General features: G+C 62.0%; 21 protein-coding genes and 3 tRNA genes. 7 read left to right on the top strand and 17 right to left on the bottom strand.

The annotated features are described in order from the left end of the window. Nucleotides 1–5: 5 nt before the first annotated feature. Together AWH62_RS11800 and AWH62_RS11805 are read right to left on the bottom strand one after the other, a co-directional pair. Nucleotides 6–374 (bottom strand): NADH-quinone oxidoreductase subunit A, encoded by a 369-nt coding sequence (locus AWH62_RS11800; protein ID WP_075190703.1) that lies wholly within the window; start codon nt 372–374, stop codon nt 6–8. 259 nt (nt 375–633) lie between these two features. Next, nucleotides 634–1,083, bottom strand: a complete 450-nt coding sequence (locus AWH62_RS11805) for a hypothetical protein (protein WP_075190704.1) — start codon at nt 1,081–1,083, stop codon at nt 634–636. Between the two features lie 120 nt (nt 1,084–1,203). Between AWH62_RS11805 and AWH62_RS11810 the strand changes: the two genes are divergently transcribed. Further along, nucleotides 1,204–1,983: a DUF599 domain-containing protein gene (locus tag AWH62_RS11810; RefSeq protein ID WP_198928890.1), complete on the top strand. Its 780-nt coding sequence runs from the start codon at nt 1,204–1,206 to the stop codon at nt 1,981–1,983. Nucleotides 1,984–2,078: 95 nt separating this feature from the next. Next, entirely contained in the window at nt 2,079–3,632 is a 1,554-nt protein-coding gene (locus AWH62_RS11815; RefSeq protein ID WP_075190706.1) for an AbgT family transporter, read from the top strand. A gap of 21 nt (nt 3,633–3,653) precedes the next feature. On the opposite strand, the gene AWH62_RS11820 is transcribed toward AWH62_RS11815, so the two are convergent. Continuing rightward, nucleotides 3,654–5,021 (bottom strand): DEAD/DEAH box helicase, encoded by a 1,368-nt coding sequence (locus AWH62_RS11820; RefSeq protein ID WP_075190707.1) that lies wholly within the window; start codon nt 5,019–5,021, stop codon nt 3,654–3,656. 356 nt (nt 5,022–5,377) lie between these two features. Between AWH62_RS11820 and AWH62_RS11825 the strand changes: the two genes are divergently transcribed. Next, entirely contained in the window at nt 5,378–6,229 is an 852-nt protein-coding gene (locus tag AWH62_RS11825; protein WP_075190708.1) for a metal-dependent hydrolase, read from the top strand. An 80-nt stretch (nt 6,230–6,309) separates the two neighbouring features. On the opposite strand, the gene AWH62_RS11830 is transcribed toward AWH62_RS11825, so the two are convergent. From AWH62_RS11830 to AWH62_RS11845, 4 genes are all read right to left on the bottom strand, one after another. Further along, nucleotides 6,310–6,386, bottom strand: a tRNA-Asp gene (locus AWH62_RS11830). A 103-nt stretch (nt 6,387–6,489) separates the two neighbouring features. Next, nucleotides 6,490–6,894: a VOC family protein gene (locus AWH62_RS11835; protein WP_075190709.1), complete on the bottom strand. Its 405-nt coding sequence runs from the start codon at nt 6,892–6,894 to the stop codon at nt 6,490–6,492. Continuing rightward, nucleotides 6,891–7,235 carry a helix-turn-helix transcriptional regulator gene (locus AWH62_RS11840; RefSeq protein WP_075190710.1) on the bottom strand — a complete coding sequence of 115 codons (345 nt, stop codon included), beginning with the start codon at nt 7,233–7,235 and terminating at the stop codon, nt 6,891–6,893. The genes AWH62_RS11835 and AWH62_RS11840 overlap by 4 nt, the downstream gene beginning before the upstream one ends. 56 nt (nt 7,236–7,291) lie before the next feature. Then, nucleotides 7,292–8,581 carry an adenosylmethionine--8-amino-7-oxononanoate transaminase gene (locus AWH62_RS11845; protein ID WP_075190711.1) on the bottom strand — a complete coding sequence of 430 codons (1,290 nt, stop codon included), beginning with the start codon at nt 8,579–8,581 and terminating at the stop codon, nt 7,292–7,294. 43 nt (nt 8,582–8,624) lie between these two features. Between AWH62_RS11845 and bioF the strand changes: the two genes are divergently transcribed. Beyond that, on the top strand, nt 8,625–9,803 hold the full coding sequence (gene bioF / locus AWH62_RS11850; RefSeq protein ID WP_075190712.1) for an 8-amino-7-oxononanoate synthase: 1,179 nt from the start codon (nt 8,625–8,627) through the stop codon (nt 9,801–9,803). Beyond that, nucleotides 9,803–10,468, top strand: a complete 666-nt coding sequence (gene bioD, locus AWH62_RS11855; protein ID WP_075190713.1) for a dethiobiotin synthase — start codon at nt 9,803–9,805, stop codon at nt 10,466–10,468. The genes bioF and bioD overlap by 1 nt, the downstream gene beginning before the upstream one ends. Before the next feature lie 55 nt (nt 10,469–10,523). Here bioD and AWH62_RS11860 read toward each other — a convergent pair. From AWH62_RS11860 to AWH62_RS11895, 8 genes are all read right to left on the bottom strand, one after another. Continuing rightward, nucleotides 10,524–10,599: transfer RNA gene (locus tag AWH62_RS11860), tRNA-Val, on the bottom strand. A gap of 70 nt (nt 10,600–10,669) precedes the next feature. Then, nucleotides 10,670–11,311 (bottom strand): TetR/AcrR family transcriptional regulator, encoded by a 642-nt coding sequence (locus tag AWH62_RS11865; RefSeq protein WP_158025621.1) that lies wholly within the window; start codon nt 11,309–11,311, stop codon nt 10,670–10,672. Between the two features lie 125 nt (nt 11,312–11,436). Next, entirely contained in the window at nt 11,437–12,591 is a 1,155-nt protein-coding gene (gene pheA / locus AWH62_RS11870; protein WP_158025622.1) for a prephenate dehydratase, read from the bottom strand. Between the two features lie 280 nt (nt 12,592–12,871). Continuing rightward, nucleotides 12,872–15,277: an endopeptidase La gene (gene lon, locus AWH62_RS11875; protein WP_075190716.1), complete on the bottom strand. Its 2,406-nt coding sequence runs from the start codon at nt 15,275–15,277 to the stop codon at nt 12,872–12,874. 146 nt (nt 15,278–15,423) lie between these two features. Next, nucleotides 15,424–16,695: an ATP-dependent Clp protease ATP-binding subunit ClpX gene (gene clpX / locus AWH62_RS11880; protein ID WP_075190717.1), complete on the bottom strand. Its 1,272-nt coding sequence runs from the start codon at nt 16,693–16,695 to the stop codon at nt 15,424–15,426. Between the two features lie 162 nt (nt 16,696–16,857). Next, complete coding sequence (locus tag AWH62_RS11885; protein ID WP_075190718.1) at nt 16,858–17,493, bottom strand: ATP-dependent Clp protease proteolytic subunit; 636 nt, start codon at nt 17,491–17,493, stop codon at nt 16,858–16,860. 189 nt (nt 17,494–17,682) lie between these two features. Beyond that, nucleotides 17,683–19,242: a trigger factor gene (gene tig, locus AWH62_RS11890; protein ID WP_075190719.1), complete on the bottom strand. Its 1,560-nt coding sequence runs from the start codon at nt 19,240–19,242 to the stop codon at nt 17,683–17,685. A 183-nt stretch (nt 19,243–19,425) separates the two neighbouring features. After that, nucleotides 19,426–19,510, bottom strand: a tRNA-Leu gene (locus AWH62_RS11895). A gap of 154 nt (nt 19,511–19,664) precedes the next feature. Here AWH62_RS11895 and AWH62_RS11900 point away from each other — a divergent pair. Together AWH62_RS11900 and AWH62_RS11905 are read left to right on the top strand one after the other, a co-directional pair. After that, entirely contained in the window at nt 19,665–20,906 is a 1,242-nt protein-coding gene (locus AWH62_RS11900) for a hypothetical protein (RefSeq protein ID WP_075190720.1), read from the top strand. Between the two features lie 32 nt (nt 20,907–20,938). Beyond that, nucleotides 20,939–21,547, top strand: coding sequence for a methyltransferase domain-containing protein (locus AWH62_RS11905; protein WP_075190721.1), 609 nt, complete (start codon nt 20,939–20,941; stop codon nt 21,545–21,547). Here AWH62_RS11905 and AWH62_RS11910 read toward each other — a convergent pair. Both AWH62_RS11910 and AWH62_RS11915 read right to left on the bottom strand, forming a co-directional pair. Then, on the bottom strand, nt 21,544–22,992 hold the full coding sequence (locus tag AWH62_RS11910; protein WP_075190722.1) for an MATE family efflux transporter: 1,449 nt from the start codon (nt 22,990–22,992) through the stop codon (nt 21,544–21,546). The two genes, AWH62_RS11905 and AWH62_RS11910, sit on opposite strands and share 4 nt — an antisense overlap. Nucleotides 22,993–23,156: 164 nt before the next feature. After that, nucleotides 23,157–25,433: an NADP-dependent malic enzyme gene (locus tag AWH62_RS11915; RefSeq protein WP_075190723.1), complete on the bottom strand. Its 2,277-nt coding sequence runs from the start codon at nt 25,431–25,433 to the stop codon at nt 23,157–23,159. Between the last annotated feature and the right edge of the window lie 19 nt (nt 25,434–25,452).

Below are 25,452 nucleotides of genomic sequence, written 5' to 3' on the forward strand. Positions count from 1 at the left end.
TTGGACTACTCCCAATCCAGCGCGCCTTTTCTCAGCTCGTAAACGAAGCCGATGGTCAGAACGGTGAGGAAGACCATCATCGACCAGAATTCGAACGGGCCGAGATGCTCGCGAAGGGTCACCGCCCACGGGAAGAGGAAGGCGACCTCGAGATCGAAGATGATGAAGAGAATGGCGACGAGGTAGAATCGCACATCGAACTTCATCCGGGCGTCGTCAAAGGCGTTGAACCCGCACTCATAGGTCGACACTTTTTCCGGATCAGGCCGCGACGGCGCGATCACGAAAGCGGCGACCATGAACCCGATCCCGATCGCCGCAGCGATCGCGAAAAAGATCAGGATGGGCAGGTATTCCAGAAGCAATGCGTCCATCGCCAAGCCTCGCCTTGAAGAGCGTCCGGTAGGGTATGGGAGACCGCGGATTGGCTGGCAAGACACGCTTCAAGCGAATCGCCAACGCCAATCAGGCCCCCTGCCCGATTTGGCGCGGAAGCTAGAGCGCGTGGACGCTCGGAGCAAGGGCTAAAGACCGCCTGACATCAGTTGCCTGCGTCAGGGTCGACGGATAGGGAAGCCTAGATGAGAATGATTTTCAACTGCTCATTTCAGTCATTGCGTGACGACATCGCCCTCACCGCCTCAGACCGAGCACGGATTGCCAGAACGCCGGCTTGAAGAAGGGCGATCCGAAGGTGAACGCCCGATCCGGAAAGACGTGCCAGGGCTTGTACCCCCAGCCGTCGACCAGGGCGCGGGCATCGGCACCAAACCCCTCGGCATGCGCCGCAGCGATCGCAGCCCGGCGCGAACACCAGGTCGATCGCGCCGCCCGGAACCGCGCCAGCGCTTCCCCGGTCAGGCCCTTGGCCACCCGGACAGAATGCCGCAGCGCCCGGAACTCGCGATGACGGGCCACACTGTCGAAACACAACAGGCTTGCCCCGCCGAGACAGACGAGCCCCCACCACAACTGCGCATGCACCAGTGACAACAGCGCACAGCACACAGCCAGCACGAGCGGTGGCCAGGTCGCGCGCAGGAACCAGATGTGACGGGCCGGATCGGTGGTTTGTGTCTGCATGCGTCAGGTTTCACCTGTTCAGACCGACAATACCAGCGGGACTGAACCGGGGCCTGTCCCCTGCCAGGTCGCCGGATCGCGGCCACCGCGACGCTTTCAGCTTGAAGTCAGCGCTCACCCATGGCTGCATGCCGCCAAAGGGCGAAAGGGCAGGCCATGCTGGAAAACTATTACGGAGTCATCGGTTTCGCGGTGATCGCGCTCGGTTTTTCCTGGCTGGTCGACCACAGCCCGCTGGCCAAACACACCCTGTCGCGGCGGATGGATGAACATCGCAAGCAATGGATGATGAACATGGCCGCCCGCTCGGTCCGCATCATGGACAGCCAGATCATCGCCGGGCTGCAGAACGGCATCGCCTTCTTTGCCTCAACGGCGCTGCTGGGAATCGGCGCCGGTTTCACGCTGATCACGGCCCTCGATCCGGTCATGTCGGCGGTCGGTGATGTGCCCTTCCTCGACACCACCTCCCGGATCCAGTGGGAAGTCATGTCACTGGGCCTCTTGGTGATCTACGCCTATGCCTTCTTCAAGTTCGGCTGGGCCTACCGGCTGGTGAATTATTCCGCCATGCTGCTCGGCGCGACACCGGACGTGCCGCGCGACCAAGACACCACGGCCGAGGCCCTGCGCGGCGCCTACCGGGCCGGCGCCATGAATGTGGTCGCCGGGCGACAATTCAACCGCGGCTTGCGGGCCCTCTTCCTGTCGATCGGCTATCTGGCCTGGATCGCGGGACCAATGGCTCAGATTGGCGGCACCCTGCTGGTCGCCGGCCTGCTCATTTCACGGCAGTTTTTCTCACCGGCCCTGGCTGCACTCGCCGCCGGTGATGACGCCATGGGCGAGGTTTCGATACCGTCTGCCAACGCCCCGGAAACCGGCCAAGAAGCCGTCTGATCACGCATAACTTCCGTCGCATGCTGCGTTGAGGATTGCCGCGCGACATCAAATGCGTCCAAACTCGCCTCGCTTCATCACGGGGGAGAGACACCATGAGCATCGGATCAGCCATTCTCAATTCGGTCGAGAAGGCGGGCAATAAACTGCCCGACCCGGTGACGATCTTTCTGGTCCTGATCGGTGTGGTCATGCTGGCCTCGCTTGGCCTGTCGGCCCTCGGTACAGGTGTCGAGAATCCGGTGACCGGGGAATCGATCTCGGTGATCAACCTTCTGACCGGAAGCCAGCTGCAGACCCTGCTGGTTGGCATGCCGGCCGTGCTGACCGGCTTCGCCCCACTCGGCATGGTCCTGGTCGTGATGATCGGCGCCGGCATCGCCGAGAAAACCGGCCTGCTTTCGGCCGGCATGCGGGTGATGGTCTCCAGTGCGCCACGTTCCCTGCTCACGCCCGTTCTCGTCTTTGCCGGCGTAATGGGCAATCTGGCGGTTGATTCCGGCTATATCGTCATGGTGCCGCTGGGTGCCGTCGTTTTTGCTGCCGCCGGACGCCATCCGATTGCCGGTATCGCGGCGGTCTTCGCCGGTGTCTCGGCCGGTTTCTCGGCCAATCTGGTGGTGACCTCGCTCGAACCCCTCCTCTTTGGCATTACCCAGACCGCCGCCCAGACAATCGAACCCGGCTGGACGCTGAACAATCTGGACAATTATTACTTCACCTTCGCCCTCACGCCGCTGCTGGTGCTCGTCGGCACGCTGGTGAACAACTATGTGGTCGAACCTCGACTGGGCGAATGGCAGCGCCCTGCAGATTTCGCCGCGCCGGAAGGGGATGGCTCGCTCAGCGCCAATGAGCGCAAGGGCCTTGCCTGGGCCGGACTTTCACTGCTCGTCATGACGGTGATCGTACTCTTCCTGACCGTGCCGGCCGGCGGCATCCTGCGCGACGCCAATGGCGGGCTCGGGCCCTTCTTCCGGTCGATCGTCGCCTTACTGATGATTGCCTTTCTGGTCTCGGGCACGCTTTACGGGATCGCGGTCGGCAATGTGAAGTCCGACAAGGACGTCGTGCAACTCGGCACGAAATCGATGGCCGACATGGGCGGCTACATCATCCTCGCCTTCGCCATGGCGCATTTCATCTTCCTGTTCGGTGCGTCGGAAATCGACACCGTGATCGCGATCTCGGGCGCTGAAGGCCTGCAAGCGCTGAACCTGCCGGCCCCGTTATTGATTGTGGGCATGGTCTTGCTGGTGGCCGTCCTGAACCTCTTCATGGGTTCGGCATCGGCGAAATGGGCGCTTCTGGCACCGGTCTTCGTGCCGATGCTAATGCTGCTGGGCATTTCTCCGGAAGGCTCGACACTCGCTTACCGGATGGGGGACCAGGCGACCAATATCATCACGCCGCTGATGCCCTATCTGCCGCTGATCCTGATCTTCTGCCAGCGCTATGTGCCGGAATTCGGTCTCGGCAGCCTGATCGCGGTCATGCTGCCCTATTCCATGGCCATCCTGGTGTCGTCCCTGGCCATGATTTTCGTCTGGTTTGCCTTCGACCTGCCGCTCGGGCCGGGTGATGCAAGCTTTACCTATGAGGTGCCCGCCGCCGCCACCGCCCCGGCCGAAGCCGGGACGGGAGGCTGACGCCTGATACCGGGCGCTGGATCAGGCCGGCGTGCGGGCGCCCGAACGGTTGCGACGACGCGGCCGTTTGGCACCGCCGCCGGACTGACCGCCACCGGGCTGGCCTGATCCACCACCACGATTGCCGCCACCCTGGCGTTGCCCATTACCCTGTCCCTGCGGCCGTGAGCCGCCGGTAAAGGGCTTCTTGCGGGCCGGACGCTGTTGCTTCTTCTGCGAAGCCGCCGGCGTCGCCTTCTTGGCTTCGGCGAGAAACTTGTCCTCATCGCCCAGATAGACACGCTCGATATCGAGCCCGGTCAGGCGCTCGATATCGCGCAGATATTCATATTCGCCCGGCTCGCACATCGACACCGCCACGCCCGATTTTCCGGCCCGTGCCGTCCGGCCGATCCGGTGGACATAGGCTTCGGGAATGTTCGGCAGGTCGTGATTGACGACGTGCGAGACATTGTCGACATCAATGCCGCGGGCGGCAATGTCGGTCGCGACCAGGATTTTCACCGCACCGGTCTTGAACCCGTCGAGCGCCTTGATGCGCTGGGCCTGGGACTTGTTGCCATGGATGGCGGCCGATTTGAGGCCGTAATCGACCAGATGGCGGTTGATCTTGTCGGCACCGTGCTTGGTGCGCGAGAAGACAATGGCCCGCTCGACGGCACGGTCCGACATCAGTTCGAGCAGGAGGTCCTTCTTGGACTCCTTCGGCAGCAGGACGACCGATTGTTCAATCCGCTCGATCGGGCGCGATTCCGGGGCGACGGAAACCTGTTTCGGATCATCCAGCATCTCATGCGCCAGCGCCCGGATCGGCTTGGGCATGGTCGCCGAGAGGAAGGCCGTTTGGCGCTTTTTCGGCAGGAAGCCGACGATCTTGCGGATCGCCGGGAAAAAGCCGAGATCGAGCATCTGGTCGGCTTCATCGAGGATCAGCGTCGAGGTCTGGTTCAGGCGAATGGCACCGGATTCCATCAGGTCGAGCAAACGGCCTGGCGTGGCCACCAGCACATCAACACCCTTGGACAGGGCCCGGATCTGCGGTCCCGGCTTCACACCGCCAACGACAAGCGTCGAGGTGACACGCATGTGACGACCATAGGCGCGGACATTCTCGAGGATCTGGGCGGACAGCTCGCGGGTCGGCGACAGGATCAGGGCGCTGCAGGTCTTCGGCTGCGTCCGCAGATTTTCGGTATGGAGCCGATTCAGGATCGGCAGGGTGAAGGCGGCGGTCTTGCCGGTACCCGTCTGGGCGATACCGAGGACGTCGCGGCCGTCGATCATCGCGGGAATCACTTCGCACTGGATCGGGGTCGGCGTTTCATAGCCTTCATCGGACAGGGCGCGGAGAATGGGCTCGGCCAGGCCGAGATCAGTAAACTGGGTCAAAAATCAATATCTTTCTTGGAAATCCTGCCGCGAAACATCGCTTGGCGGATCCTTGGGGTTTTGCGTTGCGGAAGCTTGCGTAGATCAGCTGCCAATTGACTGGCGCCGGACCTGGCACCGCGGTGGCAATGATCAATACGCGCCGGATCACCGACGGACTGTCTCGCCAACGCCTGCCGTTCGCAGCCATAGGGCTGCCTACACGCGGCAGGTCGTGAGGGCCATGTCCCATGTTTCGCCGGTCATGGCAAATCATTTCGCACGCGCAGCATGGCCGTTTGATTGACATGGCCGGGAACTCACGCAGAATGTGAACAGCGTTCACCTGTTGGTGGCAACGTGATTGGAGACTTGCAATGGCCCGTACCGCAACGCCTGCCGACCTGGTCATCACCCCGCGCAATCGCCGGTTTGAGGACACGCCCGGACGGGTCCGTTGGTGGATGGGCGGCAACGCCTTTTCCACGGCCTGGCACAATGCCCTCTCCGTCACTTTCCCGGCCGGCGAAACCTTCTTCATCGAGAGCGTGCGTCGTTTCCAGAAGGACGTGCCGCCGGAACTGGCCGCACAGATCAAGGACTTCGCCCGTCAGGAGGCCTTCCACACCCGCGAGCACAACGCCTTCAACGCGCGCGTCATCGCCGACGGCTATGATGTCAGCCGTGCCCTCAAGACCGTCGAGGAGAGCCTGGCCCAGGCCCGCGAAGGCCATCCGGTCGCCCAGCTGAGCATCACGGTCTCGCTGGAGCATTTCACGGCCATCTTCGCCCATCTCGCGCTGAAGGACCGCAGCCTCTACGCCGACACCGACCGCGAATCGCAGCGCATGTGGCTGTGGCATGCGATCGAGGAGATCGAGCACAAGAGTGTCGCCTTCGACACCTATGCCCATATCATGCGGGAGGTGAAGCCGATCAAACGCTGGGGTATCCGCTGCGCGGTCTTTGCCCGGGTTTCCCGCGACTTCATTGTCAAGCGCTGGCGGGAGAGTCTCGACCTGCTGGCCCAGGACGGTATCAAGGGCGTTCGCGCTCGCGCTGGTCTCGCCTGGTATCTGTGGGGACGACCGGGCATCCTGCGCCGTGTCCTGCCGGCCTGGCTGGCCTATTTCCAGCCCGGCTTTCATCCTTGGCAGATCGATGACCGCAACCTGATCGCCGACACCGAGACCCGTCTCGACCTCGCCGAGCCGGTCGCTGCGGAATAGGCGCATTGCGCCGGACCCAAACGCAAACGGCCGCCCCGAAGGGCGGCCGTTTTGTTTTGCGTCATTTCCGTGGTGGGAAATGGCGCGAGTGACGGGACTCGAACCCGCGACCTCCGGCGTGACAGGCCGGCGCTCTAACCAACTGAGCTACACCCGCTTGAGGCGTCTCGCCGAAGCGAGGTGCGTTGTTTATGGGCAGACCGCGGCCCGGTCAAGCGGGTTTCAGCACGCTTTGCAGACCGAATGCAGATCGAAGGCAGTCAGCGTTCCTGCGGCAGAAATTGTGAAACTTCCCCGCGCTCTTCAGTCCGGTGTTGGGTGTGAAATGCTTCCCACATCACGCCATCAGGGTCGGACGTCCAACTCTTCTCGGACTTGTGATAGCAGCAGGTTGTCACGCCTTCCGGGAGATAGGGCGCTTCCGCCGATTTCATGCGCTCAAAGACATCATGCAATTCGTCACTGCTGTCGGACTGCAGACCTGCATGACTGAAACCGACCGGCCCGTCACCGCTTTCGATCACGAAATTCATGCGCGGATCGTCCAACAGCCATTTGGCATAATCCTCACGAACCAGGGTCGGCTCACTGTCGAACAGCTTGGAATAAAAGCGGATGGACGCATCGAGATCGCGGACATTGAAACTGACATGCAGGCGTTTCATAAACAGGTCTCCTTGGTTTCGGTTGGGGCGCCCTGAGCGGCCACGCCCTTGCAACAATCGTCGAGAAGAAATCCGGCCAACGCCTCCAGTGCGGCAACGCAAGGCGAGTAGATCAATGATCGCCCACGCCGTTCGTACGTTACCAGTCCGGCGCGCGACAACTCCTTCAGATGGAAGGACAGCGTCGGTGCGGGCAGGCCCAATTTTTCGGCCATCAGGCCAGGCGTCAGCCCCCCCTCACCGTCACGCGGCGATGCCGAAGCAACGAGCAGACGGAACACATCCAGTCGGGCGGAATGGGCAAGCGCCGCGAGCGCGGCTATGGCGTCAGTCTTTTTCATAATTTCAGTATAATGAAATTAAATGATTGTACAAGCTCAATTTCAAAATATTGAAATTAAAGGAAATGGCGGCGCGCCCAAGCCTCTGTCACGCGCAGCGCCGCCTCGATCAGCGCCTGCAAGTCCTCGGCACTGATCACGTAGGGCGGCATGAGATAGATGATATTGTTGAACGGTCGCACCCAGACACCGGCACCAACGAAGGCCGCCTTGAGCGTGTCCAACGCGGGCAGGCTCTGCATTTCGATGACGCCAATGGCGCCCTGCCAACGCACATCGAGCACGCCCGGCAAGTCGCGCGCCTGTGGCAGCAGCGCGGCGAACATGGCCTCAATGGCGTGCACCTGGGCCAGTCGCGGCTCTCGCTCAAACAGGTCGAGCGAGGCATTGGCCGCGGCGCATGCGGCGGGATTACCCATATAGGTCGGCCCGTGCATCAAGGCCTTGCCAGCATCGTCATCCCAGAAGGTTTCGAACAGCCGCGTCGAAGCAATCGCTGCAGCCAGCGGCAGGGTCCCGCCCGTCAAGGCCTTGGACACGGTCATGATGTCCGGCGTGACCCCGGCCTTCTCGGCGGCAAACATCGTCCCGAGTCGGCCAAAACCGGTCATGATCTCGTCGAAGATTAGCGGCAGGCCGTGTTGGTCACACAGGGCACGCAAGGCCTGCAGTGTTGCCGCATCATGAAAACGCATGCCGCCCGCGCCTTGGACCATGGGTTCGACGATCACACCCGCCAGTGTCGCGCCCTGTTGGTCGAGAATGACCGACAGGCTGTCGAGCCGATCCGGATCGGTTGGCAGATCGGCGATCACCTGACGGGCAATTGCGCCGGCGAAGAGACTGTGCATGCCCTCATCCGGATCGCAGACCGACATGGTCGCCAGCGTGTCGCCGTGATAGCCGCCGCGAAAGGCCAGGAATTTCGTTCGCCCGCGCTGACCGCGATTTATGAACGATTGCACCGCAATCTTCATCGCGATCTCGACCGAGACCGAACCCGATTCGCAAAAGAAGACGTGATTGAGATCACCCGGCGCCAGCGCCGCCAGACGGCGCGCCAAACGCTCGGCCGGTTCATGGGTCAGCCCGCCCAGCATCACATGGGGCACCGCGTCGAGCTGACGTTTGACCGCATCGATAATGTGCGGATGACAATAGCCGTGACACACCGTCCACCAAGACGAAACGCCATCAATCAGGGTCCGGCCATCGGCAAGCTCCAGCCGCACGCCGCTCGCTCCAACAACCGGAAGGGCCGGCGCTATGGTCTTCATCTGGGCATAGGGCCGCCACAAGGCATGGTCGCCTGGGTCAAAGCCGCGCTTGTCTGCATCCTGAGTCATGGGGAGGCTTTAGCAGGCTACAATTCTGTGCGACAGGCTTTGCATGACCACCTCGACCGCTTCCCTGCAGCGTTTTGCCGACCGCAAACTCGCCGGACTGGACCGCCACAATCTGCGCCGCGTCACACATGAGACCCGGCCGATGGGCGGCGCCATCGTCGAGCGCGACGGGCGGCGCATCGTCAATGCCTGCTCCAACGACTATCTCGGCCTCAGCCAGGACCCGGCTGTCATCGAAGCCGCCGCCGCGGCCACCCGAACCTTCGGGGCCGGTGCCGGGGCATCACGTCTGGTGACCGGTGGTCATCCGCTATTGTTCGAGCTGGAACGGCGGCTGGCGGCTTTCAAGGGCAGCGAGGACTGCCTCCTGTTCGGTTCCGGCTATCTCGCCAATCTGGCCATCACCCCGGCGCTGGTCGGCGCGGGCGATCTCGTCCTGGTCGATGCCCTGGCCCATGCCTGCCTGCATGCCGGTGCCCGTCTGTCCGGTGCCCGGGTCGAGATTTTCGCGCACAATGACATGGATGATCTGGACGCCCGCCTCACCGTCCTGCGTGGCGATCACCGCCACGCCATGATCCTCACTGATGGCGTGTTCTCGATGGATGGCGACCTGGCGCCCCTGCCCGGGCTGCTCTCCCTGGCCGATCAGCACGACGCCTGGACGCTGGTCGATGACGCGCACGGTATTGGCGTGATCGGCGATGGTCGTGGCAGCTCGCATTGCTTCACTCCGCCGGTCACGCCGCCACTGCAGATGGGGACGCTGTCGAAGGCGCTGGGCAGTTATGGCGGCTATCTGTGTGCCTCGCGGGCGGTTTGTGACCTGCTGCGCACCCGGGCCCGACCACTGGTTTTCACAACGGCCCTGCCGCCGGCCTGCGCCGCCGCGGCTCTCGCGGCGCTAAACCGGATCGAATCCGATGAGGGTCTACGGGACCGTCCGATGACACTGGCCCGGCGGTTTTGCCGACGGCTCGGCCTGCCAGACCCCCACTCCCCCATCGTCCCGATTGTGATGGGCAGCGAAGGCGCAGCGCTGGCCGCGTCGAAGTCCCTGGAGGCGAGTGGCTTCCTGGTCACCGCGATCCGGCCGCCGACTGTGCCCCGCGGCACGGCGCGGCTGCGCATCACCTTCAATGCCGCCCATACCGACACAGATATCGACCAGCTTGCACAAGCCCTTGCAGCGATCCTGGAAACAACCCAAGCTGCCGAGTAATGCGACCACTTTTCTTCACCGGCACCGGCACCGATATCGGCAAGACGCATGTGCTGTGCTCCCTCATCCGCGCCTGGCGCGATCAGGGGCGGACAATGCGCGTCCTCAAACCGGTCATTTCCGGGTTCGACCAATCCGCACTCAACGAGACCGACACGATCCGGCTGATGCGGGCCAATGGCGACGCATTGACCGGAGACGGCGTTCAAGCAGTCTCGCCCTGGCGTTTCAAGGCCCCGCTATCACCGGACCTGGCCGCCCGCAAGGAACGCCGAGAACTCCCGCTCGATAGGATTGTCAGCTGGTGCCTCGACCATATCGACCGCGAGATGCCGACAGTGATCGAGGGGGCCGGCGGGGTGATGTCGCCGATCGCGTCAGACGGCCTCAATCTCGACCTGATCCGCGAACTTGATGCCCGCCCGGTCCTGGTCGCCGGAACGTATCTCGGCACGATTTCGCACACTCTGAGCGCCCTCAGAGTGCTCGACGGGCATTGCACGGTGATCCTCAATGACCACCCGCACAGCGACACACCGGTCACGGAAACCGCCCGCACCATCACCCGCTTCGCCTCGCGCGCCGATGTCCGAGTCTTTAATCCGGACGCGCCCGGCGGTCTGCTCGACCTGTTCGAAAGCGCGACGGACACCGTTCTCGATTAAGACAAGCCGGGTGGCTCCAAACCGAAAAACACGATTGGTCGTGTACCTACGGATATGGTGGGCGGTGAGGGGCTCGAACCCCCGACCCTCTCGGTGTAAACGAGATGCTCTCCCAGCTGAGCTAACCGCCCGGATATCGGTGCCCGGCTGGCGGGCAGGTGGCGCTTGTAATGCCTACCGCCCCAAAGACGCAAGCCCGTCTCAACGACGCGCTGCAGCATCCCGGATAAATGCGCCCACGATCATTTCGATCTGTGCCATCGCCGTCGCCACCGGGTCGGCATAGCGGGCATTGGGCAGGACGATAACGATGATGCCGTGCACGGCAGCCCAGATGGCCCGGGCAGCGGTCTCCCGAGCCTCCAACCCGTCCAGTCCCGGCGCCGGTTCCAGCACATCGGTGATGATATGGAAAAGCTCGTCTTCATGCTGCGTGTAATAGCGCGGCGCCTCGCCCGAATTGCGGCGATTGAAGGTCAGCAGGGCTCTCCAGCGGGCATCATTGTTGATGATGAAATCAAGATAGGCGCGGGCCAGAACCATCAGACGCCCGTGCACATCGCCAGCGTCCAGTCCTGCATTGGCCAGCGCGGCCTGATGATGCAGGGCGACATCACGATAGGTCAGCACATTCAGCTCGCGCACCAGGTCATCAATGTCGCCGAACAGCTTGTAGATCGAGCCCACGCTCAGGCCGGCCCGCTCCGCAATCGTTCGGGCCTTCATGCCCTTCAGTCCCTGCTCGGCGAGCAGTGCGCCGGCAGCCGCCAACGCCTCCCCTCGGGCTTCCGGAGCGAGTGCGGGACGACCGCGCGGCCGGGACTGATCCTGAACATCTGTCATGCGGTTCTGATACTCCCGACCGCGCCGTCGAACAACGTTCATTTTGTCGCCCCAACGAACCGTCATGTCACGGAGCGGCCGAACCGGAAGCGCCCGGTCAACCCCTTCCCGCCTCGCCATTCCACCTACTCGGCGGATGTCACCTTGTCGATCGCGTCCATGGCATAACAGCCGAGCAGTTTGATCTCGCGTGTGTGCTCCTCGAGCACCGCCATGGAATCCTTGATCTTGCGGTCCTCCAGATGGCCCTCGACATCCATGATGAACATTTCTTCCCAGGGATTGCCGGCAATCGGCCGCGATTCCAGCTTCACCAGATTGATGCCATTGTCGCGGAAACCCAGCAGGGCATCGACCAGCGAGCCCGGCGTATCGCGCGTGGTGAACATCATCGAGGTCTTGCATTCCACTTCACGGGTCGGGAGTTTGGACTTGCGACCGATCACAATGAAACGGGTGATGTTCTGCTCGTGATCACCGACATTGCGTTCCAGCACATCCATGCCGAAAAGGCGGGCCGCATCCTCACCGGCGACGGCGACGGCCGTGTCGTCATCCTCCAGCAACCGCTCCAGGGCGCGCGTCGTGGAGGCGGCCATATGGGTCTCCAACTCCGGATGGGACGCGATGTAACGGCGACATTGCGCCAGTGCCTGGGGATGCCCGAAGACCCGACGCACACGCCCCTGCCCGCTCGCCCGCCCCACCAGGCAATGATCCACCCGCAGCAGGAACTCACCGATGATCTGGGTGTGGGAATTGATCAGGATGTCATAGACCTCATTGATCGAGCCGGTGGTCGTGTTCTCGATCGGGATGACACCGTAATCGACCTCGGCATTCTCGACGGCCCGGAAGATCGACACGAAGTCACGTTTCGGCGACGGGATGACGGTCGCGTTGCGGCGCTGGAAGACTTTCTGGGCCGCGATATGACTGTAACTGCCCGGTCCGCCAAGATAAGCGACACTGGCTTCGTTGAGCTCGTCATTGCGCAGTGAGTCAAAATTTTCGCGCTGACGCCGGATCGAGCTTTCGAAGAGGGCATGAAACACCGTTTCGACAAGTTCGCTCGACAGACCGCGCTCTGCGCCCTGCTGGACGGCCGACCGCAACACTTCGCGCTCGCGTTCACGGTCGCGCACCGGGCTGCCGGTTTTCGCCTTGGCCTTGAGCATGTCCTCGACAAGGTCCGAGCGGCGGGCGATGGCATCGATCAATTGTTGATCGATCTCGCTGATGGCGGTGCGGATCTCGTCCCGCGTCATTTCCGTTGTCATGCTCGTCATCCCTTCAGACAAAAGAAAAGGGCCTCCCCGTGGGGGAGGCCCTGGTTACGCTGCGCTGATGCACATGCTAGCCGGCCACCGCCCCCAGATGGGTCGCGTTGGTAAAATAGGCCGCAAAGAAATACGTCGCGCTGTTCATGACGGCGACAGTGGCCGCCCCGGTGCGCACGGTCAATCCACTTTCTGCGCGAAATCAGATGATTTCTGCACAAAAATGGCCGGAGACATCGCCTCCGGCCAAGATTGTTTCAAATGAAACGATTTTCAGCGCCTAGTGCGCAATCGGCTGCCCAGCCGGGTCACCACCCTGCTGGGCGGCCATTGCGGCCAGGGCGGCCTCGTCTGCCTCCGTCCACTCGACCGGTTCAACTGGCTCGACCAGGGCTCGCATCAGCACTTCATCGGCGGTCTCGACCGCGATGATTTCCATGCCCTCTTTGACATTGTCCGGGATCTCGGCGAGGTCCTTTTCATTGTCTTTCGGGATGAGGACGGTCTTCACGCCACCGCGCAGGGCCGCAAGCAGTTTCTCCTTGAGGCCGCCAATCGGCAGGACACGGCCGCGCAGGGTGATCTCACCCGTCATGGCGATATCCTTGCGCACCGGAATACCGGTCAGCACCGAGACAATCGCGGTCATCATGCCGACGCCCGCCGACGGGCCGTCTTTCGGCGTGGCGCCCTCGGGCATGTGGACGTGAATGTCTGCCGCACGGAAAATCGTCGGCTTGATGCCCAGCGACGGCGCGCGCGACTGGACAAAGGAATTGGCCGCCGAGATCGACTCCTTCATCACATCGCGCAGATTGCCCGTGACCATCATCTTGCCGCGCCCCGGCATGCGGACGGCTTCGATCGTCAACAGGTCACCACCAACTTCCGTCCAGGCCAGGCCGGTGACAATACCGATCTGGTCATGATCCTCGGTCTCGCCAAAGCGGTGCTTCCGGACCCCCGCGAAATCACCGAGATTGGCCGGCGTGATCGTGATCGCGCTGGCCGTGCCGCGCTCAATGCGAACGACGGACTTGCGGGCAAGATTGGCGATTTCACGTTCGAGACTGCGAACACCCGCTTCACGCGTGTAATAACGGATCAGATCACGAAGACCTTCCTCGCTCAGCGACCACTCACTGTCCTTGAGCGCATGATTTTTCATCTGCTTGGGGATGAGGTGGCGCTTGGCGATCTCGACCTTCTCGTCCTCTGTATAGCCAGCGATACGGATGATCTCCATCCGGTCGAGAAGCGGCTGCGGCAGGTTGAGCGTATTGGCCGTGGTCACGAACATGATGTCCGACAGGTCGTAATCGACCTCCAGATAGTGATCGTTGAAATTGGCATTCTGTTCCGGATCGAGCACTTCCAGGAGGGCCGAAGCCGGGTCACCGCGATAATCGGCGCCGAGCTTGTCGATCTCATCGAGCAGGAAGAGCGGATTGGACGAATTGACCTTTTTCATCGACTGGATGATGCGGCCGGGCATGGAACCGATATAGGTCCGGCGGTGACCGCGGATCTCGGCTTCGTCGCGAACGCCGCCGAGCGACATGCGCACGAAGTCGCGGCCGGTCGCCTTGGCAATCGAGCGGCCAAGCGAGGTCTTGCCGACGCCGGGCGGGCCGACGAGGCACAGGATCGGGCCTTTCAGCTTCTTGGTGCGAGCCTGAACTGCGAGATGCTCAAGGATGCGCTCCTTGACCTTCTCGAGGCCGTAATGGTCCGTTTCCAGAATGTTTTCAGCGCGTTCCAGGTCATTCTTCAGACGCTTGCGCTTGCCCCACGGAACAGAAAGGATCCAGTCGAGATAATTGCGCACGACGGTGGCCTCGGCCGACATCGGGCTCATATTGCGCAGCTTCTTGAATTCGGCATCCGCCTTGGTGCGGGCTTCCTTGGAAAGCTTGGCCTCGGCCAGTTTCTCTTCCAGCTCGGCCAGCTCTTCACGGCTGTCATCGGTCTCGCCCAGCTCACGCTGGATCGCCTTCATCTGCTCGTTGAGATAATATTCGCGCTGGGTCTTTTCCATCTGGCGCTTCACGCGCGAACGGATTTTCTTCTCGACCTGAAGGACACCGATCTCGCCCTCCATCATGCCGAGAATGCGCTCCAGGCGGCGGGTCACGTCCGGCTCTTCGAGCAGCGACTGTTTCTCGTCGATCTTGACGGCGAGATGGGCTGCAATGGAGTCCGACAGCTTGCCCGGTTCACGGATCTGCGACAGCGACGCCAGGGCTTCCGGCGGCACTTTCTTGTTCAGCTTCACGTAGTCATCGAACTTGGCCGACACCGTACGCATCAGCGCTTCCAGTTCGGAGACATCGCCCGGATCCTCGTCGATCGGCGTGCATTCGGCCTCGTAGAAATCGGTCCGGGCCGTATAGCCGCCGATTTCGACGCGAACACCGCCTTCGACCAGCACCTTGACCGTGCCATCCGGCAATTTCAGCAATTGCAATACCGAAGCGATCACGCCGGTGGTGTGGATCGCGTCAGCGCTCGGCTCATCGTCGGACGCGGTGCGCTGGGTGGCCAGCAGGATTTGCTTGTCGGCCTTCATCACCTCTTCGAGCGCCTTGACCGATTTCTCGCGCCCGACAAAGAGCGGCACAATCATATGCGGGAAAACGACAATGTCGCGCAGGGGTAGAAGGGGGAGTGTCTTCGTGGTGGACATGCTTGCTCCATGCGCGCTCAACCGGAGGAGCGCGTGCAGACCTTGATACAGATCGTGACTCTATTCGGAACCACCGGATGCACGCGCCGAGCGCGGTCTCCGGTGTTCCAGCTTACCTCAAGAGGTGGCGACGAGACCCTGAAAGGTCAAGCACCCTCCCGCTTGTCGTCCTTGCGCTCGGCATAGATGGACAGCGGCTTGGCATTGCCCTCGACCACTTCGCCGTTGACGACGATCTCTTCCACGCCTTCCAGACTTGGAAGATCGAACATGGTTTCCAGGAGGATGCCTTCCATGATCGAACGCAGGCCACGGGCACCGGTCTTGCGGGCAATGGCCCGGTTGGCAATGCCTTTGAGGGCGTCTTCGGTGAAGGTCAGGCCTACGCCTTCCATCTCGAACAGGCGCTGATACTGCTTCACGAGCGCGTTCTTCGGTTCGGTCAGGATCTGCACCAGCGCACCGACATCAAGGTCCTCCAACGTCGCGATGACGGGCAGGCGACCCACGAATTCCGGGATCAGGCCGAAGCGCAGCAGGTCATCGGGCTCCACTTCGCGCAGGATTTCACCCGTACGACGGGCGTCCGGCTCACGCACATCAGCGCCAAAGCCAATCGAGGAACCCTGCCCGCGCTGCGAGATCACCTTGTCGAGACCGGCGAAGGCGCCGCCGACGACGAAGAGGATATTGGTGGTGTCGACCTGCAGGAATTCCTGCTGCGGATGCTTGCGACCGCCCTGCGGCGGCACCGACGCGACCGTGCCTTCCATGATTTTCAGGAGCGCTTGCTGCACACCCTCACCCGACACGTCACGGGTGATGGAAGGGTTGTCAGACTTGCGCGAAATCTTGTCGATCTCATCGATATAGACAATGCCGCGCTGGGCCCGTTCGACATTATAGTCGGCAGCCTGGAGCAATTTCAGGACGATATTCTCGACATCCTCACCGACATAACCGGCTTCAGTAAGCGTCGTTGCATCGGCCATGGTGAAGGGCACATCGAGGATACGGGCCAGCGTCTGCGCGAGCAGCGTCTTGCCGCAACCGGTCGGTCCGATCAGCAGGATGTTCGATTTGGCGAGTTCAACGTCAGAGTTCTGCGAAGCGTGATTGAGGCGCTTGTAGTGATTGTGGACCGCCACGGCGAGCACGCGCTTGGCATGCGCTTGGCCGATCACATAATCATTGAGCACGTTGAAAATTTCCTGCGGAGACGGGACGCCTTCCTTGGACTTCACCAGCGAGGATTTGTTCTCCTCGCGGATAATATCCATGCAGAGTTCGACGCATTCATCACAGATGAACACCGTAGGTCCGGCGATCAGTTTGCGGACCTCATGCTGACTCTTTCCGCAAAAAGAGCAGTAGAGAGTGTTCTTCGACTCGCTGTCTCCGCCCGTCGTCTTACTCATGACCGCTCCATTTCAACCCGCAGGCATCGCGATGATACCTGCTTTCGCTTTCAGCCTCGTGCAAAATCAAGGCCGAACTTTAGCGAAAGGTTTCCGTCGCTGCGCATTCGATCACATGGATGCAGTACCGATCAAGCATCATGCCTGCATCCCGGTTCGGTGCTAGCTGTCAGAACCTTCCTTCTCGTCTTCCGCGCGGCGTTCGATGACCTTGTCGATCAGGCCGAATTCCAGCCCCTCTTCCGCCGACATGAAATTGTCGCGATCGAGGGCATTTTCAATCTCTTCATATGTGCGACCGGTGTGGCTCACATAAATCTCGTTCAGGCGCCGTTTGATCTTCTGGATGTCAGCCGCGTGGCGCTCAATGTCGGACGCCTGGCCGCGGAAACCACCGGACGGCTGGTGCACCATGATGCGCGCATTGGGCGCTGCAAAGCGCATGTCCTTCTCGCCCGCCGTCAGCAGCAGAGATCCCATCGAAGCGGCCATGCCCAGGCACATCGTCGACACCGGCGAGCGGATATATTGCATTGTGTCATAGATGCCGAGACCGGCCGACACCACACCGCCCGGTGAGTTGATATACATCGAGATCTCTTTTTTCGGGTTCTCGGACTCGAGGAAGAGAAGTTGGGCAATGATCAGGCTCGCCATATGGTCCTCGATCGGACCGGTGACGAAAATGATGCGCTCCTTGAGGAGGCGCGAATAGATATCGAAAGAGCGCTCGCCACGGCTCGTCTGTTCGACGACGATCGGAACCAGATTCATCATTACATCCTGGGGATCATGCATATCGCGCTCCTTGGGGTGACGGCACCGGGATCGGGCCGATTCTCATCAGACGGGATAATGGGACTATCGCGGGCGTCGAAGTTGTAGGCAAGGCGCACGCTGCAGCGACATCTGCCAAATCGTGCCGAAACGAAAAGCGCCGACGCTTGGATAGCGCCGGCGCTGTGTCATTGCGAAACGCTGTCAGGATCAAGCGTCTTTCTTGGCAGCCGCCTTCTTGGCCGGGGCCTTCTTCTTGGCAGCCGGCTTCTTGGCCGCAGCCTCGTCCTTGTCAGCGGTTTTCTTGGCCGGCGCCTTCTTCTTGGCGGCCGGCTTGTCGTCATCCGCCTTGGCAGCGGTCTTCTTGGCCGGTGCTTTCTTGGCCGGAGCCTTCTTTGCGGCGGCCTTCTTGGCCGGCTTGGCAGGCGCTTCGTCCTCGTCCGCGTAGAGCGCTTCCTTGGAGACCGTGGTTTCGGTCACTTCGGCAAGCTCGAGGATATAATCGACGACTTTTTCCTCATAGATCGGCGCGCGCATCTGGGCGACGGCGTTCGGGTTCTTCTGGTAGAACTCGACGACTTGGCGCTCCTGGCCCGGATACTTCACCGCTTCCTGGTTGATGGCGCGGGACAGTTCTTCCTGGGTCACATCGATATTGTTGCGGCGACCGATCTCGGCCAGCACCAGACCCAGGCGCACGCGGCGCTCGGCGATCTCGCGGTATTCCGACTTGAGTTCGTCTTCCGACTTGTTCTTGTCTTCTTCCTCGAGATGATCGTGCTCGATGGCGTGCGCCACTTCACGCCAGATATTCTCGAACTCGGCTTCCACCATTTTCGGCGGCAGGTCGAATTTGTGCTCGGCATCCAGCTTGTCGAGCAGGTCACGCTTGACCTTCATGCGCGACTGCTGGGCGTGCTCGCCGGCGAAACGCTTTTTCAGCGCATCCTTCAGGCTGTCGAGGTTTTCCAGGCCGAGACGTTTGGCCAACTCGTCATCGACCTTGGCCTCCTGCGGGGCCTCGAGGCCCTTCACGGTGACGTCAAAAGTGGCAGCCTTGCCGGCCAGCTGAGCGGCTTGATAGTCGTCCGGGAAGGTCACATTGAGCACGCGCTCTTCGCCGACCTTGGCGCCAAGCAGCTGCTCTTCAAAGCCAGGAATGAAGGCGCCATCGCCAATGGCAACGCGCGCGTCCTCGGCGGAACCGCCCTCGAAGACTTCACCATCCAGCTTGCCGACAAAGTCGACCACGACGACATCGCCGTCTTCGGCCTTGGCGTTCTTGCCGCCCTTCCTGGCCGCGAACTCACGGCTTTCACCGGCCAGACGCTCGAGCGCCTCGTTGACTTCAGCGTCCTCGACTTCAGCCACCGGACGGGTCACCGACAGTTTGGACGGATCAGCCGGCTCGAAATCGGGCATGATCTCAAGAGCGATCTCGAAAACGAAGTCAGCCTTGCCGCCGAGCACGTCCTTGGCTTCGCTGGTCACCGAGATGTCCGGCTGCGAGGCCGGACGGAGATTCTTCTCGTCGAGCGTTTTCTGGGTAGTTTCCGGAACCAGCTCGTTGAGCAGGTCACCCATGATACTTTCGCCGAACATCTTGCGGATGTGGCTGGTCGGCACCTTGCCCGGGCGGAAGCCCTTCAGACGGACTTCAGGACGGATCTCTTCGATCTTCGCAGCCAGGCGAGCTTGCAGATCGTCGGCCGGGATGACGATCTCATAGATGCGGCTCAAGCCTTCGGTAGCTTTCTCGATGACGTTCATGGGTTAGCCTTGATGTTCAGGTAAACGGGCGGCGCGAACCGCGTGCAAAATCGAGCGCGCGTTATGTCACGCGGATTCGGCGCGTGCAACGCTGTGCAGCGGTTGGGCCGCATCACCGCACACTGTTCGTGCTGATTGCGACCGCCAAGGCGGCCTGCCACCCGAAGCCCGCAGGGCGATGGGTGGTGCGGATGGAGGGACTCGAACCCCCACGCCTCTCGGCACCAGAACCTAAATCTGGCGCGTCTACCAGTTCCGCCACATCCGCAGGTCGGGCCGGCGTTATGGCGCGGCTTGTCGCGGCAGGCAAGAGCCGTCCTGCGCCGTCACACGTCGATGGCTGCTGCCGGAACCTGCAGGGTCAATGTGGCCTTAAGCATTGTCGGTACATCATCCCTCAAACGACTGTGCGACGGGCCTTCATGACAGCCGATCTCAAGACCTTCATACGCCGGGCCATGGCCCGGGGCGAGCGCATTGATGTCGGGCAATTCCGCTTGCTCAACCTCAATGCCGTCCGCGAACAGGCCGGCGAGAACTGGCCCAGCGTCAAGAAGAAGGCGCTCGTCGCCGGAACGCAGTTTCTCGCCAAACGCCTCGACGAGGATGACGCCGTCATTCCGTGCGAGGAAGGCTTTCTCGTCCTGTTTGCCAGCGCGCCGGACAATCCCGCGGACATGCTTGCGGCCCTCTCCGAGGCGCTGATGCGTTTCTTCCTTGGATCACCCGATACGGCCGACCTGTCCGTCGAGACGGAAGCCGGCCGCGTCGATGCCAGCGATATCACGCAACTCGCCGCAACGCGCGTGGCAACAGCGCCGGAGACGGATGCCGACGCCCGGCGATCCCGCACCCAGCCACCGGTGGAGCCGGAAGTGCCCCTGCCCCGCAGCCGCCCGGTGACCGAGTGCGAGGAAGACAGCGTCATTGCGCAATACCGGCCGCTCTGGGATGCCCAAAAACAACTGCTGGCCGCCAATGCCTGTCTCGCCAAGGTCGTTATCGGCGGACGGGCCCTGGAAGGGCGTCGCGCCATCGCGACCCGGATGAGCCGGGTCAGCCAGATGGATCTCGACAGCTGCGCGATCGACGCCGCGACCGCAATGCTCCTGGCCCTTGCCCGCAAACAAAAGCGGATGACGCTGCGGGTTGCCATACACGCCAGCTGTTGGGCCAATGACACGCACCGCGCGACGCTCCTTGATACCATCAACGGATTACCGGCGCCGCTTCGCAAGTCGCTGCTGGTTCGCATCGACGGCCTGAGCGATCAGCCGGCCAAGCAGGCCGCCGCGCTGGCCGAGCTAGGCAAACACGGTGTGGGTTTGATGGCCGAGATACCGTTCGGTGAGAGAGAGCTGGGCGCGTTCGCCCAAAGCGGCGTCAGCCTGTTCTCTTGCGCCTCGCCGCCGCCGATGAATGCGAACTCGGAAGGTCTGATGGACCACGACGCGCGTGCCCTGAACCAGATGGTGAAGGCGGCGGCAGCACTGAAGGCCGCCACCTATCTGCACGATGTCCGCGACCTGCATGTGCTCAAGGCCGCGATGGCCAGCGGCGTTCGCTTCTTTTCCGGCCAGACGGTAGTCGCGGATCGCGCCGCGCCTGCGCCGGGCCAAGCCTTGTCGATGGTCGATCTCTATCGCATGCACAAGGCAGCCTAGACCCGGCACGAGGCGCATCAGATACTGTCGCCATGACGCCTGATGAAGATCGCAGCCCAATCGATTGGGAGATCCGGTTTCGCGACAATGACACACCGTGGGAACGCGCCACTGTGCACCCCGCCTTTGCCGCGTGGGAAGCAAGCGGTGCCTTCATCGCCGATGAGCGGGTCGTGGTGCCGGGCTGTGGCCGGTCGCCGGAGGTCCTCGCCTTTGCCAAAGCCGGCCTGACAGCAGCAGGGATTGATCTCTCACCGACCGCGATCGACTGGCAGACGGACCAGTTTGCCACGGCGAAACAGCGCGCCCGGCTGATCGCTGGCGATGTCCTCGCCTGGACACCACCGGAGCCGGTCGACCTTGTCTATGACCAGACATTCCTGTGTGCCATCCATCCGCGCCTGCGAAGCGACTATGAGACAACGCTCGTGCGTTGGCTCAAGCCCGGCGGCCGGATGCTTGCGTTGTTCATGCAGAAGGATGAGCGCGGAGGTCCGCCTTATGGCTGCCCGTTGGATGTGATGCGGGACCTGTTTTCCGATATGCGTTGGCGATGGCCCGAGCCGGAGACGATCTCCACTTGGCCGCATCCACAGCTGAACGGCAAACCCGAACTCAGCGCCGTTCTGGTCAAGCGCTAGGGCGTATCCTGCGCCGCGACCGGGTCGGCAACCGGCTCGGCCGCGGGCGGAGCGCTGCGCTTGCGCTGCCGCCCGTGCTTGGCCGTCATCGGCGCCCTGGTGAGAACAAACAGCGCCGTTGCCAGACCGGCCACGATGTTGGCAAAGGCCACGCCCCAGATAACGCCGACCGGCGCATCCAACCAGTACGCCCCGATGATGACGGCGGGAATCATCATGCCAAGTGCGCGCGATGCCGTGATCACCATGCCATGCGCCGGTCGGCCAAGGCCGTTGAAACCGGCAGATGCCGCGATGGTGATGCCATAGCCGGCGATCGTCAGCGGCACAATGCGCCAATAGGCGATGGCGGTGGATTGCCCGGCCTCACTGGGAAGGAAGGCGGCTGCCAGCCAGGGCGCGGTCACCCACAGGATCGCAGCGATGCCAAGGCTCCACCCGATGCAGAAGATAAAACTCGACCGGAAGGCCTCGCGGACCCGGTCGAGGCGGTCAGCACCACCATTCTGTCCGGTCACGGCGCCAATGCAGGCCGACAGCGCAAACAGCGGTACGATGGCAAAGGCTTCGATACGGCCGGCCACCCCCAGGCCACCAACCGCAGAATCCCCGAAACGAGCCATGGCGAGACCCGACATTGCGATCGTCATCGCCAACGGATTGAACACATTCGACAAGCAGGCGGGCAGGCCAACCCGGGCAATGTCCAGCCAGTGATGCCAGACCTCGCCAAACCCTTCCGGTTTGACATCGATCAGCTTTTCCTTAACCGCCAGATACCAGGCGACCATTGCGAACGTCACCGCATTGGCGGCAACCGTTGCCAGCGCTGCACCGGACACGCCCCAGCCGAGGCCGGGAATGATGCCGAACACGTCATCAAGGATGAAAATCGGGTCGAGAATCAGGTTCACGAAAGCGGCCGCAATCATCATCAGGCTGGGGATAACGGCATTGCCGAGTGCGCGGAGTATGTTGCTGGCGACCATGGGACCGACGATCAACACGATGCCGGCGAACCACACCGACATGTAATCGACGACATGCGGCAACATGGTCTCACTGGCGCCGAGTTGCCGGAAGATTGGCTCGACGAAGATCACGCCGAGCATCGAGACCGAGCCGACCGATATCAACGCCAGGGTCATGGCATCGGTCGCGATCCGGGCGATGGTCGACGTGCCGTCCTTGCGACCGGCGGCGCGCGACACGGCCGAGACCGCACCCGCGCCCAATCCGATCGCCACACTCATCACCAGCATGGTGACCGGGAAACTCATCTGGACGGCGGCCTGTTCGGCGGTGCCGAGCGTGCCGACCCAATATGTGTCGACAATCCCGACCAGCATCATCGCCAGGATGCCGAAACTCATCGGCATGATCATGCGGAGGATATGGCCGAAGACCGGCCCTTCCGTCATGTCATGTGCTGCCCGTCCCGCCATTCGCAACCCCTCTTCACTCGAACACGAGCATAGATAGGCATGGCGGTGCCTGTCTGCATCGCAACGCCGTCAATTCGCCGTGAGATCACTGCGATTGGTTACTGCTTCCGGCCTCGGCCGAAACGCTTGACGAGTACTCCGGCGCACCGGCCGCGATCACGATCTCAAAGCGCCGGCTGATTGAGGTCATAAGCGGCAATGCCCGCCAGATTGACGATATCCGTCACATTGGCGCCAAGGCGTGCGATCTGAACCGGTTTTTCCAACCCAACCAGCATCGGACCGATCACGGTCGCGCCGCCGGCCGCCTTGAGCAGGCGCACGGCAATCGAGGCGGAATGAATGGCCGGCATGATCAGCACATTGGCCGGCTGGGTCAGGCGCGAGAACGGGTAAAGCTTGTGATGGTCCGGGTCGAGGGCGACATCGGCCGCCAGCTCGCCCTCATACTCGAAATCAGCCCCCTGGGCGTCGAGAATTTCGACCGCCTGCTGGATCTTGGTCGTCCGTTCGCCCGGCGGGTTGCCGAAACTGGAATAGGACAGGAAGGCTAGGTGCGGCGTCATCCCGAAACGACGGGCAGCGTTGGCCGTGACGACAGCGATTTCAGCCAGCGCCTCGGCGTCCGGAAACTCGGTGACCGAGGTGTCGCCGATGACCAGGCTGCGACCGCGGGTGACCGCGATGGTTACGCCGACAGGCCGACTGCCCGCGATCGGTTCCAGCACCAGCTCGACGTCATTCATGACCACGTTAGAGTGGCGCGTGACGCCTGTGACCATGCCATCGGCATGGCCCATTTTCAGCATGCAGGCGGAGAAGACATTCCGGTCATTATTGACCCGCCGCTGAACGTCACGACGCAGATAGCCCTTCCGTTGAAGGCGCTCGTAGAGATAGTCGGAATAGTCGGCATTATACTCGGACAGTCGCGCATTGCAGACTTCGAGCGTCCCCGCCGGAATCCCCAACTCTTTCATGTTGGCCGCAACCACGTCCTCCCGCGCCACTAGGATCGCCTTGCCCAGACCCTGGGTCTGGAAAGCGTGCGCAGCACGGATCACGGCCGGCTCTTCGCCCTCGGCAAAGACAATGCGCTTTTGTTGGGCGCGGATTGAGGCAGTGATGCGCTGCTGGACGGCCGCCGTTGGGTCGAGGCGCCGGGCCAGAACCTGTTTGTAGGCCTCGCTGTCCTCGAGGGGGCGGCGGGCAACGCCACTGTCGATCGCAGCCTGCGCCACGAAGGGCGGAACCCAGGAAATCAGACGCGGATCGAAGGGCGTCGGGATGATATAGTCCGGCCCGTATTGCAGACGTTCGACCTTGTAGGCTTGCGCCACCTCGTCGGGCACATCTTCACGGGCCAGGGCGGCAAGCGCCTGGGCCGCCGCAATCTTCATCTCTTCATTGATGGTGCGGGCACGGACATCGAGGGCGCCGCGGAAAATATAGGGAAACCCGAGAACATTGTTGACCTGGTTGGGATAATCGGACCGCCCGGTCGCCATGATGACATCGTCACGGACCGCCTTGACCTCTTCCGGCGTGATTTCCGGGGTCGGATTGGCCATCGCGAAAATGATCGGATTGGGTGCCAGCGACGCCACAATCTCCTTGGTGAACACACCCGCTGCCGACAGGCCCAACAGCACATCAGCGCCCTTGGCAGCGTCGGCGAGCGTGCGCTTGTCGGTCTTGATCGCGTGCTTGTTCAGCCGCTCATGCCCGCCCGGACGGCCTTCGTAAACGACGCCATCGATATCAACGACAATCGTGTTTTGCGACTTCACGCCCATCGACTCGATCAGTTCGAGCACGGTCAGGCCGGCGGCTCCGGCACCACACAGGACGACTTTCAGTTCGTCCATCTTGCGACCGGTCAGATCGCAGGCATTGATCAGACCCGCCGCAGCGATGATCGCAGTGCCGTGCTGATCATCGTGAAAGACAGGGATATTGAGCTCTTCGCGCAGTCTCGTTTCGATCTCGAAACATTCCGGCGACTTGATATCTTCCAGATTGATCCCGCCGAACGTGTCACCAAAGCCGCGCACACACTCAATGAACTTGTCCGGATCGGTATAATCGACTTCGATATCGACCGCATCAATATCGGCAAAGCGTTTGAACAGGACCGCCTTGCCTTCCATCACCGGCTTCGACGCGGCCGGCCCGAGATTGCCCAGGCCCAGAATGGCCGTTCCGTTCGACACCACAGCGACCATATTGCCCTTGGAGGTATAGTCGTAGACCGTGTCCGGATCTTCGGCGATCGCCCGTACCGGCGCGGCCACCCCCGGGCTGTAAGCGAGCGCAAGATCGCGCTGTGTCGCCATCGGTTTGGTCGAGGTCACGGCAAGCTTGCCGGGCGTCGGTTTCATGTGAAAGGCGAGCGCATCCGCATCGAGTTGATTATCGGCGCGATAGGTTGTGTCAGACATGATTTACCCCGGGGGAAGG

Origin of the sequence: Maricaulis sp. W15 (assembly GCF_001924955.1) — a bacterium.
GTDB classification, from domain to species: domain Bacteria; phylum Pseudomonadota; class Alphaproteobacteria; order Caulobacterales; family Maricaulaceae; genus Maricaulis; species Maricaulis maris.

Excerpts from the sequence above, each read along its gene's own strand:
- AWH62_RS11815 (WP_075190706.1), top strand. The coding sequence starts at position 2,079 with ATGAGCATCGGATCAGCCATTCTCAATTCGGTCGAGAAGGCGGGCAAT.
- AWH62_RS11905 (WP_075190721.1), top strand. The coding sequence starts at position 20,939 with ATGACGCCTGATGAAGATCGCAGCCCAATCGATTGGGAGATCCGGTTT.
- AWH62_RS11900 (WP_075190720.1), top strand. The coding sequence starts at position 19,665 with ATGACAGCCGATCTCAAGACCTTCATACGCCGGGCCATGGCCCGGGGC.
- bioF (WP_075190712.1), top strand. The coding sequence starts at position 8,625 with ATGACCACCTCGACCGCTTCCCTGCAGCGTTTTGCCGACCGCAAACTC.
- AWH62_RS11910 (WP_075190722.1), bottom strand. The coding sequence starts at position 22,992 with ATGGCGGGACGGGCAGCACATGACATGACGGAAGGGCCGGTCTTCGGC.
- AWH62_RS11835 (WP_075190709.1), bottom strand. The coding sequence starts at position 6,894 with ATGAAACGCCTGCATGTCAGTTTCAATGTCCGCGATCTCGATGCGTCC.
- lon (WP_075190716.1), bottom strand. The coding sequence starts at position 15,277 with ATGTCCACCACGAAGACACTCCCCCTTCTACCCCTGCGCGACATTGTC.
- clpX (WP_075190717.1), bottom strand. The coding sequence starts at position 16,695 with ATGAGTAAGACGACGGGCGGAGACAGCGAGTCGAAGAACACTCTCTAC.
- AWH62_RS11845 (WP_075190711.1), bottom strand. The coding sequence starts at position 8,581 with ATGACTCAGGATGCAGACAAGCGCGGCTTTGACCCAGGCGACCATGCC.
- bioD (WP_075190713.1), top strand. The coding sequence starts at position 9,803 with ATGCGACCACTTTTCTTCACCGGCACCGGCACCGATATCGGCAAGACG.
- tig (WP_075190719.1), bottom strand. The coding sequence starts at position 19,242 with ATGAACGTCATCGAGAAAGCTACCGAAGGCTTGAGCCGCATCTATGAG.
- AWH62_RS11825 (WP_075190708.1), top strand. The coding sequence starts at position 5,378 with ATGGCCCGTACCGCAACGCCTGCCGACCTGGTCATCACCCCGCGCAAT.
- AWH62_RS11805 (WP_075190704.1), bottom strand. The coding sequence starts at position 1,083 with ATGCAGACACAAACCACCGATCCGGCCCGTCACATCTGGTTCCTGCGC.
- AWH62_RS11885 (WP_075190718.1), bottom strand. The coding sequence starts at position 17,493 with ATGCATGATCCCCAGGATGTAATGATGAATCTGGTTCCGATCGTCGTC.
- AWH62_RS11800 (WP_075190703.1), bottom strand. The coding sequence starts at position 374 with ATGGACGCATTGCTTCTGGAATACCTGCCCATCCTGATCTTTTTCGCG.
- AWH62_RS11810 (WP_198928890.1), top strand. The coding sequence starts at position 1,204 with ATGGCTGCATGCCGCCAAAGGGCGAAAGGGCAGGCCATGCTGGAAAAC.
- AWH62_RS11915 (WP_075190723.1), bottom strand. The coding sequence starts at position 25,433 with ATGTCTGACACAACCTATCGCGCCGATAATCAACTCGATGCGGATGCG.
- AWH62_RS11840 (WP_075190710.1), bottom strand. The coding sequence starts at position 7,235 with ATGAAAAAGACTGACGCCATAGCCGCGCTCGCGGCGCTTGCCCATTCC.
- pheA (WP_158025622.1), bottom strand. The coding sequence starts at position 12,591 with ATGACAACGGAAATGACGCGGGACGAGATCCGCACCGCCATCAGCGAG.
- AWH62_RS11865 (WP_158025621.1), bottom strand. The coding sequence starts at position 11,311 with ATGACAGATGTTCAGGATCAGTCCCGGCCGCGCGGTCGTCCCGCACTC.